We start from the raw sequence: 12,753 nt of genomic DNA, 5'->3' as shown, positions 1-12,753 counted from the left end.
TTATTTCTTAAGATTAATTGCCTCTTTAATCATCTCATCACCTGCAGTGAAGCTCTTTGCATTCATTGAATACCCCCTTTGCATTAAAATAAGCTCTGTGAGTGCACTTCCTACATCCACATTGCTTGTTTCAAGATAATGATGCTTAATCGCCCCAAATTTAAGTTTTCCATTCTCATCCCATCCTAAAATTGGCTTCCCACTTCTGAGCATTTTCTCTCCCCCTACAAGCGTACTCTCTAAACCATAAAGATTCCCTCCTACTTTACTCAATCCTTGATCATTAGTAAATGCCATAACCCCAATTCGCCCCATTGCCTCTTGTCTGCCATTACTAAATTTAAGAAAAATGACACCATCATCATCAATACTTGTATTCTCCAATACTCCAGCAGGATTTCCATCTTGCTCACTTAAAACAATTTCAGAGGGAGCATAAAGCTCATTGGAGCTTTTTCTCTCTGTGACTCCTGCAAGATTATAAATAATCTTTTCATCCTTAAAAGCTATCTCTACCTCTGGAGCAATGGGTTGATTATTTTGATCAAAAACAATTGTATGTTTACTCACCTCTCCAGCCTTATTCCCACTAGCAATATCAATCACAGAACTATAGACATCCCAGCTTTGATTGCTTTTATCAGCAGAATTAAAACCTTGTGTAAGATAATAATCACTCACAAGTCTATATTTTTTTCCATCAGCATCAAAGACGTCAACATTACTTTGATAATGTGGCACTTCTAATTCTTTAGAAATGATATTGCCAATACTGATAGGCTTCCATCCTGCTTGATCTTCTGCAGGATTAGAATTCCCTGTGCTTCCCACTCTTTGATAAAGTTTATCATTATATTTGATAACTGTATTAGCCCCATATTGCTTTTGAGGATCAAAAGTAGGAATCTCATAGGCTGTATCTTGTGCAATTTTAAGGAATTGATTATTTTCATCCATCATATAGATATTTCCATCCCTATTGACAACTTCCCCTGCTTTGTATTGCTTTTGAGGATCAAAAGTAGGAACACTGCTTGTATCTGCAACTTCCCAACCTCCATTTAAAGGATTTTCACTTCCACTTCCCCCTGTTTTTCTAAATACAATTCCAAGATAGGTAACAAGCTCATTGGGCTCATAAGTTTGCACGGGAGAATAAGCTGGTGCCACTCTATCTATCCCCTCTTTAACTGTAGACATTCCAAGTGAGTCAAAAAAACTCCCACTTGTCTTAAGTGTGCCTTGTGCAAGAGTTGTGCTTGAGAGTGAAAGAGAAATAGAAGGTTCAGAACCTGATTGCTTATCTATATAAAGATTAAGATCTAAACCTGTATTATCTTTAATCAGTTTTTTAAGCTCACCAATTGTTCTGAATTGATTTTTTCCCCCCTCATCTCCATAAGTAAAGGTGTATTTTTTACTCTCACCCTTTGGATCAGTCAATTCAATTGTTGCCTCATTGTTAATAAGAGAATCTAAAGACTTTTGGTTGGCAAAGAAAATATTAACATCACTATCAAAAATTTTTTGCTCATCAAGTTTTTCATCTTGAGAGAAAGCTTTATAAGCATTCACTGGATTTTGCGTTTTGTTTAAATTAATTGCTAAATCAACCCTATTGGTTTGCAAAGGCTTAAAATATAAATCTTGTGGGATTTGTAGAGGCTCAAGCTTTGTAGAGGAAAGCCCTTTTATATCCTCTTCTTTGCTTGTAGAATTAAAAGTATTATCCTTGATTTTTCCAAGATTTACACCATAAACATAATAGCCATTGGAATTAACCAAATAACCCGCATAATCCTTTCCAAAACTCCCATCTCGCGTAAAAAAATTATTTTGTTTGGCAGAGAGTTTACCCTCACTGACACTCATCTCTCCATCACTTTTTTCTCCTACAACAAACCAACCCTTTCCTTGGTATGCCATATGAAATTCACCATCGCTCACTCGATAGCTTCCACTTTTTGTTGAATATGCATTCGAGCTTGCACTCACTCCTAAATTAATATCATTTGATGTTGGACTACTAGAAGCAGTATTGGGTCTTACTGAAAGCAGTGTTTCAAACTCTGGGCGACTTTCACGATATCCTGTTGTATTAACATTAGCAATATTATTTGAAATGCTATCAATCCCAAACTGATGGGTTTTAATCCCACTATATGAACTTAACAGTGTATTATTCATTTTGCACTCTTTTCATAAAATTCTAGAGCTGAAGCAATAGGCACAATCATTTCTCCCATTCTTAAAAATGGCTTTCCCTCTTGGAAAATTACGCTTTGCACTTCCCCTCTTCCAATTCTTGATTCATGGTATTTGCCATTTTTTTCATCTAAATTATATTCTGCTTTAATATTGTAGCTTCCACTTGGGGCTTTCTTCCCACCTTTTTTCTCACCATTCCAAGTAAATTCAATATACCCGCTTTGACCATTTTTATCTGTAAGATCAATTGTGTTGACTAGATTATTATCTTTATCTAAAATATTAACACTTGGGTGTCCTTTAGAAATATCAATGGGCTCATCAAAATAAAGGGAAAACTTTACCTCTCCTCCTTCTTGCAAATCAATTCCAAACACATCTGTTTCTGCAATTTTTCCAATCATTGCCACAGTATTAAATGATGCCATTTGAGTCATATTATCACTTGCCTTTGCTCCATTGTCCACTCCCTTATTTAACCCTTCAAGACTTTCTTTAAAGGCCTCTTGAAATTTTTTAAGTTCTTCATTGACCTCTTTTGTAGATTTCATTGCATCTGCAACTTCCATCATTGTCTTTTTATTTTGCTCCATCATCTCTACTTGTGTGAGTTGAGCAGTTTGAGTGATGATCTTATCTGTCTCCATTGGAGCTGTTGGATCTTGATTTTTAAGTTGCTCTAAGAAAAGTTTCATAAATGCATCATTATCTAACTCATTAATATTACGCTGATTTTTTTTCTTTTGTGCCTGAGCAATATCTTGTCCTGTCATTTTTGCAAGTGTTTGCCCTGCATCTTTTTGAACTTCTTTTTTGGGTGCATTTTGTGTCTTGGATGCACTCGTACTAGGCACAACCTGTGAGGGTGTTGTATTGTTTAATACCTCTGTCATCAATATCCTTCTTTATGCGTATTGAACCATTTTGATTTCCATACTTGCAAGAGCTGAAATCTCTGTGATAGTTTCCTCTAAGCTATTTTTGTTCCTCTTTTGCTGTTCTTGTTCTTGAGACCTACTCCCGCTCCCCCTACCTTCACCCTGTGAAAAATTAAGTTCAACATTATTAAATCCAGCATTTGAGAGTGTAGCTCTAAACTCATTTTGATTTTGCAAAAAGGTTTGAAGTGCATGAGCATTATTGGCATTGACATTAATTTGAAGCTCTTTACCCTTTTTGGTAATTGTAATTTCAAGTTTTCCAAGTTCTACAGGATTAAGTTCCATTGAAAGCTTTGTAAATGGAGGTTTATAGTTTAAAACCTCCTCTTTAATGCGTTGAGAGAATTGTGTAAGCATTTCCTTGCTTGAAGCAATTTTAAATTGTGTTTCTCTTTTAAGTTCATTAAGGGAGAAATCTTGAGTTTTTTCACTTTTTTTCTCTTCTTGAATAATTTTCTCCTCACTTGTTTCTAACTTCTCCTTAGATGCAATCTTAAGAAGATCATTTAATCCAATATCTCTCAATTTTAGTTCTTTAGGTAATTCTTGAGATTGAGGGATATCTCCCCCTTTATCAATATATTTATACTCACTCTTAGAGATTTCTTGCGTTTTTTGAGTTTTAGCCTTCTCTTTTGTAAGTAAAGTTTGCAATAGAGATGTCTGATTTGTTTTGTTTGCAAGATTGGGAATTTCTTCCTTGTTTAATTGAGGAGTTTTCTCTTGTTTCTGTGGTTTTTCTTCTTTGAGTTGGAGCTTTGCAAGATTGAGACCCTCAGCAAGCTTCACTATATCACCCAAAGTTTTTTGCTCATGGTTTTGAGATTGCAGTGGGGTTTGCAGAGCTTCTTTAAGAGGAGTGAGAGATTTTTTAGAATGGGCTTTTTTAAAAGTGTGCAATGCAAGTTGCTCCTGCGTACTTTGGGGAGGAGTAATTTTTTTGCTTGATTTGAGTTTTTTTGCCTGATCCTTGTGTGGGAGAGATTCTTTAAGTGTAAATGTCTGATCTGCAGGTATTAGAGCCAATTCTTGAGATATGGTCTGTGTTTGTTCAAACTTAGATTTTTTAGCTTTTGAAGTTTTTTGGGTAAATTCAAATCTTACATCTTTTTTATCTTTTTGATTTTGAATCTTTTTGGACAAAATCTCCTTATTTTCATTTGAAATTCTTTGTTTTTTTTCTATCTTGTCATTTAAAAGTGTTGCAAAATTTATATTTTTTTTCACTTTTGCTTTTTTGGACTGGACCTTATCTTGAGGTGTGATCTGAAGCATATTTGCAACCATACTCATTCCTTTTAAAATCTATTTATTGCATCTTTCAAGCAAAATACATTCCCTACTTCTTCCCCTCAAAGCTTGAGAGATTTTTAGTTTTTCAAACATAAAAAACCTTAAAATGCTTCTATTTAAATCAAAGGAAAAGTATGCAAAAGGCGATTTTGATTATTACTGATGGAATAGGACATTCAACAAAAACACAATACAATGCTTTTTATCATGCTAAAACCCCTACTTATGATTGGCTTTTTGCAAATGTTCCCCATTCTTTACTTTGCACCTATGGAGAAGAGGTTGGCTTACCTCAAGGACAGATGGGGAATTCTGAAGTTGGACATATCACTTTAGGAAGCGGAAGAATTATCTTTCAGGATCTGCTTAAAATCTCTCAAGCCCTTAAAAAAGAGAGCTTTTTTTCTCATCCCCATTTTATAAGACTTTTTAAATGTCCACAAATCCACTTGGTAGGGCTCTTAAGTGATGGTGGGGTGCATTCTCACCTCTCGCATCTTCTGCTTCTTATTCAAGCACTTAAACCCTCAAATCGTCCCATTTGGCTTCACCTTATCTCTGACGGAAGAGATGTTGCTCCTCAAAGTGTACAAATCTATCTTCAAAAACTCTCCCCTTTTCTTGATTCTCAAGTCCAAATTGCCACACTTAGCGGTCGGTATTATGCAATGGATAGAGATCATCGATGGGAGAGAATCCAAAAGGCCTATGAAGCAATGAGCAATGCTTCTCCAAAACATTGTAATTTGGATGAATATATTGCAAAACAATATCAAGAGGGAATTTATGATGAATTTATTATTCCTAGTGCGTTTAATCAATTTGAAGGAATCAAAGAGAATGATGGGATTGTATTTTGGAATTTTAGAGCCGATAGAATGCGAGAGTTAAGCACTGTTTTTGCAAATAAAAATTTCTCTTATTTTCAAAGAAAATCTCTTGCAAATCTTTTTTTACTCTGTTTTACTCCTTATGATGAAAATCTTCCCCTCCCCACCCTCTTCCCTAAAGAAAAAATCTCAAACACTCTTCCTGAAGTTTTATCACAGCACTCTCTTACACAAGTTCATATTGCAGAAACTGAAAAATATGCCCATGTCACTTTTTTCTTTAATGGTGGAGTTGAGGAAAGCTGCAAGGGAGAAGAGCGCATTCTTATTCCTAGTCCCAAAGTTGCCACCTATGATCTCTGTCCACAAATGAGCGCACCCCAAGTGGGAGAAGCTGTGAGAGAGAGCATGAAAAAAGGTTTTGATTTTATCGTGGTGAATTTTGCTAATGGTGATATGGTAGGACATACTGGAGTATTTGAAGCAGGAATCAAGGCCGTAGAATGTGTAGACAGTGAAATTGGGAAAATTTTAAAATGTGCCAAAGAAGAAGGATATTCTATTGTGCTCACAAGTGATCATGGGAATTGCGAAGAGATGAAAGATGAAAAAGGCCACACTTTAACCAATCACACAGTAGGAGAAGTTTGGTGTTTTGTCATTGATGAAAGAGTGCAAAGAATTAAGAATGGAACACTAGCCAATATTGCTCCAACAATTCTTAAGCTTCTTAATCTCCCCATTCCTATAGAAATGCAAGAGCCACTCTTTTAAAACTTTTTTAACAAAGAGGGGGATACTTTATAGGAATTGAGTTTGCTAAAATTACAAAAACTCAAATAAGGAAATTAAATGAAAAGTGCCGTGCGTTCAAAATATTTAGAATTTTTTGCTTCAAAAGGGCATGAAGTCTACGCAAGTATGCCCTTAGTTCCTGATGATCCTAGTCTACTTTTTACCAATGCAGGAATGGTGCAGTTTAAAGATATTTTTATAGGCAAGGTTGCACGCCCATCCATCCCTAGAGCAACAAGTTCTCAACTATGCATCCGTGCAGGAGGCAAACACAATGATCTAGAAAATGTTGGTTATACTGCACGCCATCACACACTTTTTGAGATGTTGGGGAATTTTAGCTTTGGAGATTATTTCAAAAAACAGGCAATTGCATATGCATGGGAATTTGTCACTGAAGTTTTAGGCTTTAGTCAAGATGTGCTTTATGTGACAGTGCATGAGAATGATGATGAAGCATTTGAACTTTGGTGTGATCATATTGATGCAAGCAGAATCAAAAGAATGGGGGATAAAGATAATTTCTGGCAAATGGGGGATACTGGTCCTTGTGGTCCTTGCAGTGAAATTTTTGTTGATCAAGGAGCAGAGAATTTTCATGGTGAGGAAGATTATTTTGGAGGAGAGGGGGATAGATTCTTAGAAATTTGGAATCTTGTGTTTATGCAATATGAAAGAAGTGAGGATGGCACACTCACCCCCCTGCCAAAACCAAGTATTGATACAGGAATGGGACTAGAGCGTGTTGTCGCACTATTAGAGGGAAAAAGAAGTAATTTTGATAGCTCAATTTTTATGCCTTTAATCAATAAGGTAGCACAGCTTTGTGGTCAACCCTATGTTTATGAGAGTGGAGCAAGTTATCGAGTCATTGCTGATCATGCAAGATCTGTAGCTTTTTTACTTGCCCAAGGAGTGCATTTTGATAAGGAAGGGCGAGGTTATGTACTCAGAAGAATTTTACGTCGAGCACTTCGTCATGGGTATTTATTAGGACTTAAACAAGCGTTCCTTTATGAAGTGGTAGAAAAGGTGTGTGAGATGATGGGAGATGCATATCCCTATCTTTTGGAAAAACAATCTTTGATTAGTTCTCAATGCAAAAATGAAGAACAAAGATTTTTTGAAACCCTTGAAGTGGGAATGAATCTTTTTAAAAAAGAGTTAGAGCATACCTCTAAAGTTTTTAGTGGTGAGGTAGCATTCAAACTTTATGATACTTATGGATTCCCTCTTGATCTCACTTCTGACATGCTTAAAGATTATGGCATTGAAGTAGATATTGCTGAGTTTCAATCTTGTATGCAGAAACAAAAAGAAATGGCAAAGGCTTCTTGGAAGGGGAGCGGGGATGAAGTCAGTGGCGCAGATCTTGGAAAGGTTGCAACCCTATCTCAAGAGAGTTTAAGTAAAAATGGAATTCAAAGCACACAAAGCAAAATTTCAATGCTTTTTAATGAAGAGGGCTTTGAGGTTGATACTTTAGATACTAAAGGATATGCAATGCTTCAAACAAATCCATTTTATGCTCAAGGTGGTGGAGCTATTGGAGATAGTGGATGGCTTTATGAGGGAGAGAATCTAATTGCAGAAGTCTTGGATACTCGCAATTTCTTTGGAAAAGAAGTGTGCAAAATAAAAGCACTCAGCACCCTAAAAACCCATCAAGAAGTCCTTGCCAAAGTTGACAGTACACGACAAATAGAAATTCGCAAGCATCACTCAGCTACTCATCTACTTCATGCAGCCTTGCGAGAAATCTTAGGAGAAGAAGTGACACAAGCCGGAAGTTTGGTAGAGGAAAATCGTTTAAGATTTGATTTTAGTTACCCTAGAGCATTGAGTGCTCAAGAAATTATAGAGATTGAACAACGAATCAATGCGTTAATTGCTCAAACCCTCAAAGCTCAAATTCAAGAGATGAGTATAGATCAAGCCAAAGCAAAAGGAGCAATGGCTCTCTTTGGAGAGAAATATGGCAAGGAAGTGCGTGTAGTGAGTTTTGGAGAATATAGCTGTGAACTTTGCGGAGGGTTGCATATAGAGGATATAGGAATGATTGGAAGCTTTTTTATCCTTAAAGAAAGCGGGGTAAGCAGTGGAGTAAGACGGATTGAGGCAGTATGTGGAAAAGCGGGATATGAGTATGCGCTCAAAGCTTTCTCTCTTATCCAAAAAGCTCAAGATTTGCTCAAAACTCAAGATTTGCTGACCTCAATTACAAAACTTCAAGAACAAAACAAAGATCTTAAAGAAAAAATTAAAAAACTTTCAAACAACTCAAGCAATCTTAACATTGAAGAAATTGAAGGGATAAAAGTTATTATTTCTGAAGTTCAAGGAGAAAGTAAAGAATTAATTGACCTATTTAAAAATAAATATGATAGAGTTGCGGCTTTGCTTATCTGCAATCAAGAGGGTAAAATTACCCTCAGTGCAGGGGTAAAGAATGCTCCTCTTAAAGCTGATGCGTGGATTAAAGAAGTTGCACAAATTCTAGGTGGAAATGGTGGAGGACGAGATGACTTTGCCACAGCAGGAGGCAAAGATGCAAGCAAAATTGCCCAAGCCTTGCAAAGGGCTAAGCAATATGTTAGTCAAAATATTATAGGATAAGGTAATGAGTGTAGGAATTGTAGGAGTGATGCTTTATATTTCCTTACTTTTAGGTTTTATTGGATTGATAGCCTTTATTTGGGGGATAAAAAATCATCAATTTGATGACGAAAAAAAAATGATGCAAGGTGTACTTTATGACAGCATAGAAGATTTACAACTTGCAAAAGAAAAAGAAGATAAATTAAAAGGAGAAAAAAATGTTTGATTTAGCAATTATTGGTGCAGGAACAACAGGAATTGCGACAGCAATTGAAGCCAAAAAACTTGGAGTAAATAATATTGTGCTTTTTGAAAAAGGTGAAGAACACTCAATGACTATTAGAAAATTTTACAAAGATGGAAAGCGAGTAGATAGAGACTATAAGGGTCAAGAAGTTACGCTCAATGGAAGTATTAATTTTCAAGATGGCACTAAAGAGGGAACTTTAGAACTTTTTAATTCTCTTATTGCAGAAAATACACTTGAAATTAAATATAAAAAAGATATCGAATCTGTACAAAAAGATGGAGATAAATTTATTATCTTTACAAGTGGCGGAGAAAGTTATGAAGCAAAATTTGTAGTGATTGCAATTGGAAAAATGGGACAACCTAATAAACCAAGCTACTCTATCCCTCTTCCTATTCGCTCTTTTGTTAATTTTAATGCAAATAGTGTTAAAGCTGGTGAGAAATTGCTGATTGTAGGTGGGGGAAACTCAGCAGTAGAATACGCTTATGATTTATGCAATAACTTTGATACTACACTTAATTATAGAAGAAGTGAATTTGCGCGGATTAATGACACCAATGCAGAAGAGCTCAATAAAGCAATCCAAAGTGGCAAACTTAAAACAAAACTTGGTGTAGATATTTTAGGACTAAGTGATGAGGGTGGGAAAATAGGAGTTGAATTTACAGATGGAAGCAAAGAAATTTTTGATCGTGCAATCTATGCAATTGGTGGAGCAACACCGCTTGATTTCTTACAAAAATGCAAACTCGCTCTTAATGAAAGCAATACTCCAATCACTGATACAAATTGTGAAAGCAGTGTAAAAGGACTATTTATAGCAGGAGATATTGCTCTCTCAAGTGGTGGTTCAATTGCAATTGGTTTAAATCACGCACACATCATCGCACAAGAAATTTCAAAAAGATTTTAAGTTTTAAGGAAATTTCTAGCTTTAAATCTATATAATCATAGGTTTAATTCTCTATAAAAGGTTTAGATATGGCAAGAAAATGTTTTTTAACAGGCAAAGGTCCTATGGTTGGGAATAATGTAAGTCACGCAAATAATAAAAATAAAAAAAGATCACTTCCAAATCTTAGAAGTGTAAGAGTTCGTCTTGAAGATGGAAGCACAGTTAAAATTAAGGTTGCTGCTTCTACTTTAAGAACAATGAAAAAACGCTCATAATTGAGTTTATATCCCTTTGTTTAGAAAATTTAAACAAGCAATTCATTGGCGAGAAGAACAACAAAAAAAACCAGGTGTTGATTTGAGTTCTGCTCTTTATGAGCAACTCAAATATTTTCGTCTCCCTCTACTTCTCATTCAAATCTTTTTACTTATTGGAACTCTAGGATTCTTTTGGCTTGAAGACTATAGTCTTATAGATGCTTTTTTTCAAACGGCCTATACTTTTACAAACACTGGATTTGGCTCTTATAAAGAGAATGAATTTGGAACCATCACAATTATTTTTACAACAATTATTATGTTTGCAGGTGCTGGAGTCATTGCCTTTAGTGTTGCAACAGTTGTCAGTATTATTGGCAATGGAACTTTAATCCGCTTGATTAAGGAGAAAAAAATGGTGCAAAAAATTGTTCGCCTCAGAAACCATTATGTTGTGTGTTACCACAATGAATACACAGTTGAACTCTCAAAGCATTTTAGAGAATCTCAAATTCCTTTTGTTGTGGTAGATAATAGCCCTAATTTTGAAGAAGAGGCAAAAAAATACAAATATCCCTACTATATCCAAGGCGATCCTCATACTGATGTCGTAATTCTTAGAACTCATTTAGCAAGTGCAAAGGGTGTTGTAACTTTTTCAAAAACTTCAGCAGATAATATTGCCCTTATTGTATCTGTGCGACTCTTTGAAAAAGAATTGGCAAGACGCCCTTATTATATTATTGCAAGTGCAGATACCCAAGAAGATATTGAGCGACTAAAAAAACTTGGGGCAAACTCTGTAGTTTCACCTACCAAACTTATGGCTCAAAGAGTAAGTGCAATGGCTGTGCGTCCTGATATGGAAAATCTCTTAGAACAATTTGCCTATAGTAAAGATACTTCTCTTGATCTTGAAGAGGTTGTTGTCCCCAAATACAGCTGGATGGTTCTTAAAAAACTCAAAGATGCTAATTTTCGCTCTATTACACGTGTTTCAGTGGTTGGAATCACACAAAAAGATGGCACATATTTTCCTATGCCTTCAGGTGATACGATTATCTCAAGTGAATGCAAACTCTTAATGATTGGAACAGGAAAAGATATCAGAGAAACAAAACGGATGATTTTGCGTCGCAATAAACCTGAAGAGTTAAAAATGACCAAGGAATGCTGATGAAAACTTTTGATATTTTTCCTATTAAAGGAGGCGTATGTGCCCCTGAGGGATTTTTTGCCGATGGAGTGAGTGCTGGATTTAAACCAAATCATGCCTTAGATGTTGCCTTTATTTATATGCAAAAACCCTGCACTCCTACAGCAATTTTCACAAGCAATCGCTTTTGTGCTGCACCAATTAAACATTTTTATCAAGAGTTAGAAGGCAAAGAGAGTAATTTTATTCTTATCAACACCAAAAATGCCAATGCCCTCACAGGAAAAGAGGGAATTGAAGATATTAAACATTATCTTAAAGCCTTAATAGAGAAATTTCCACAAATCCAAAACCCCATTACTTCAAGCACAGGAGTAATTGGTGTAAGAATGGATACTCAAAAGCTCATCAACTCTTTTTCTTCCTTCAATCTTAATGCTAGAAGTGAAGAGAGTGCCACAAGGGCATCTGAAGCAATTAAAACTACAGATTCATTTGCCAAAAGCATTGCATTAAAAATTGAACTTGAAGATGGTGGAAGTTTTAGTATTGGAGCAATGGCTAAGGGTGCAGGAATGATAGAGCCTTCAATGGCAACAATGCTCTGCTTTATTACAACAGATGCCTCTATTCCTCAAGAAGATCAAAGAGAGTTGCTGCATAAAGTAGCTAAAAATACTTTTAATGCCATTAGCGTTGATGGGGATACAAGCACTAATGATTCTGTCTTTCTTTTTGCTAATGGACTAAGTGGAGTGTATGATAAGGATGCATTTACAAGAGCCTTAGAGATTGTGATGAAAAAACTTGCCACTGATATAGTTAGGGATGGGGAAGGCGCAAGTAAATTGGTAAGTTTTAGAGTGAAAGGAGCAAAAAACGAAGAGGAGGCACTCAAAGCCAGTAAGGCTCTAGCAAACTCATTGCTTGTAAAAACTGCTCTTTTTGGATGTGACCCCAACTGGGGAAGAATTGCTTCAACAATTGGTGCAAGCGGAGTGGATGCGGATGAGGAAAAGTTAAGTATTTTTATTGGAAATGTTTGCGTGTATTTAAAAGGAGTGATTTGCTTTGACAGTGAAACTGAAGCAAAAGCCTACAAACTAATGAAAAAAGAAAGTTTTTCCATCACTTGTGATTTAGGAATGGGTGAGGGAGAGTTTGTTACTTATGCCTGTGATTTAGGATATAAATATATAGAAATTAATTCAGATTATCGAAGCTAAGAGTTTATAAAAAAGAAACTTCTTTATCTTTCTTTCATATACAAAAGAATTCAAATACCAACAACTCATCCATAAAAACACTCTTTATCTTTAAACAAATCTCTTTGTAATTAAAAACCTCTTGTGTCATTATAAATAAAAGCTTAAAAGAAATAAAAATAAGATAAAACAATCAGGATTAACCCTCATTCATAATACCCTAATAAACAATAGAGCCCCGACTATTCTCTAGGGGGAGAGAATAGTCTATTAAGACTTAAAGGAGACGCTTAATGAAAAAAACAGTAAACTATCTTGAAGG

At 35.6% G+C, this 12,753-nt stretch carries 9 protein-coding genes and 1 pseudogene; 7 read left to right on the top strand and 3 right to left on the bottom strand.

Going from position 1 to position 12,753, the window contains the following annotated elements:
* From CQA62_RS05540 to fliK, 3 genes and pseudogenes are all read right to left on the bottom strand, one after another.
* Nucleotides 1–2,187 carry a flagellar hook-basal body complex protein gene (locus CQA62_RS05540; RefSeq protein ID WP_104724933.1) on the bottom strand — a complete coding sequence of 729 codons (2,187 nt, stop codon included), beginning with the start codon at nucleotides 2,185–2,187 and terminating at the stop codon, nucleotides 1–3.
* Nucleotides 2,187–2,981 (bottom strand): annotated as a pseudogene (gene flgD, locus CQA62_RS05535) (flagellar hook assembly protein FlgD); the annotation flags it as partial. The gene CQA62_RS05540 and the pseudogene flgD, both read right to left, overlap by 1 nt.
* Before the next feature lie 132 nt (nucleotides 2,982–3,113).
* Nucleotides 3,114–4,436, bottom strand: a complete 1,323-nt coding sequence (fliK, locus tag CQA62_RS05530; RefSeq protein WP_158653703.1) for a flagellar hook-length control protein FliK — start codon at nucleotides 4,434–4,436, stop codon at nucleotides 3,114–3,116.
* Between the two features lie 140 nt (nucleotides 4,437–4,576).
* On the opposite strand from fliK, the gene gpmI reads away from it, so the two are divergent.
* From gpmI to argJ, 7 genes are all read left to right on the top strand, one after another.
* Nucleotides 4,577–6,046 carry a 2,3-bisphosphoglycerate-independent phosphoglycerate mutase gene (gpmI, locus tag CQA62_RS05525; RefSeq protein ID WP_104724931.1) on the top strand — a complete coding sequence of 490 codons (1,470 nt, stop codon included), beginning with the start codon at nucleotides 4,577–4,579 and terminating at the stop codon, nucleotides 6,044–6,046.
* Between the two features lie 78 nt (nucleotides 6,047–6,124).
* On the top strand, nucleotides 6,125–8,683 hold the full coding sequence (gene alaS, locus CQA62_RS05520) for an alanine--tRNA ligase (RefSeq protein WP_104724930.1): 2,559 nt from the start codon (nucleotides 6,125–6,127) through the stop codon (nucleotides 8,681–8,683).
* Nucleotides 8,684–8,687: 4 nt separating this feature from the next.
* Nucleotides 8,688–8,891 carry a cbb3-type cytochrome oxidase assembly protein CcoS gene (gene ccoS, locus CQA62_RS05515; RefSeq protein WP_104724929.1) on the top strand — a complete coding sequence of 68 codons (204 nt, stop codon included), beginning with the start codon at nucleotides 8,688–8,690 and terminating at the stop codon, nucleotides 8,889–8,891.
* Nucleotides 8,884–9,831 carry an NAD(P)-binding domain-containing protein gene (locus tag CQA62_RS05510; RefSeq protein WP_104724928.1) on the top strand — a complete coding sequence of 316 codons (948 nt, stop codon included), beginning with the start codon at nucleotides 8,884–8,886 and terminating at the stop codon, nucleotides 9,829–9,831. Before ccoS ends, CQA62_RS05510 begins: the two co-directional genes overlap by 8 nt.
* Before the next feature lie 68 nt (nucleotides 9,832–9,899).
* Nucleotides 9,900–10,088, top strand: a complete 189-nt coding sequence (rpmB, locus tag CQA62_RS05505) for a 50S ribosomal protein L28 (protein WP_104724927.1) — start codon at nucleotides 9,900–9,902, stop codon at nucleotides 10,086–10,088.
* Nucleotides 10,089–10,104: 16 nt separating this feature from the next.
* Nucleotides 10,105–11,247, top strand: coding sequence for a potassium channel family protein (locus CQA62_RS05500; RefSeq protein ID WP_104724926.1), 1,143 nt, complete (start codon nucleotides 10,105–10,107; stop codon nucleotides 11,245–11,247).
* Nucleotides 11,247–12,452 (top strand): bifunctional glutamate N-acetyltransferase/amino-acid acetyltransferase ArgJ, encoded by a 1,206-nt coding sequence (gene argJ, locus CQA62_RS05495; protein WP_104724925.1) that lies wholly within the window; start codon nucleotides 11,247–11,249, stop codon nucleotides 12,450–12,452. The genes CQA62_RS05500 and argJ overlap by 1 nt, the downstream gene beginning before the upstream one ends.
* The last annotated feature ends 301 nt before the right edge of the window (nucleotides 12,453–12,753 follow it).

It is taken from the genome of Helicobacter cholecystus (genome assembly GCF_003364215.1).
GTDB classification, from domain to species: domain Bacteria; phylum Campylobacterota; class Campylobacteria; order Campylobacterales; family Helicobacteraceae; genus Helicobacter_G; species Helicobacter_G cholecystus.
This window is presented reverse-complemented; position numbering and strand designations above follow the sequence as displayed.

What these genes read in the sequence shown, in the direction of transcription:
- CQA62_RS05540 (WP_104724933.1), bottom strand. Translation starts at nt 2,187, where the DNA reads ATGAATAATACACTGTTAAGTTCATATAGTGGGATTAAAACCCATCAG.
- fliK (WP_158653703.1), bottom strand. Translation starts at nt 4,436, where the DNA reads ATGGTTGCAAATATGCTTCAGATCACACCTCAAGATAAGGTCCAGTCC.
- gpmI (WP_104724931.1), top strand. Translation starts at nt 4,577, where the DNA reads ATGCAAAAGGCGATTTTGATTATTACTGATGGAATAGGACATTCAACA.
- alaS (WP_104724930.1), top strand. Translation starts at nt 6,125, where the DNA reads ATGAAAAGTGCCGTGCGTTCAAAATATTTAGAATTTTTTGCTTCAAAA.
- ccoS (WP_104724929.1), top strand. Translation starts at nt 8,688, where the DNA reads ATGAGTGTAGGAATTGTAGGAGTGATGCTTTATATTTCCTTACTTTTA.
- CQA62_RS05510 (WP_104724928.1), top strand. Translation starts at nt 8,884, where the DNA reads ATGTTTGATTTAGCAATTATTGGTGCAGGAACAACAGGAATTGCGACA.
- rpmB (WP_104724927.1), top strand. Translation starts at nt 9,900, where the DNA reads ATGGCAAGAAAATGTTTTTTAACAGGCAAAGGTCCTATGGTTGGGAAT.
- argJ (WP_104724925.1), top strand. Translation starts at nt 11,247, where the DNA reads ATGAAAACTTTTGATATTTTTCCTATTAAAGGAGGCGTATGTGCCCCT.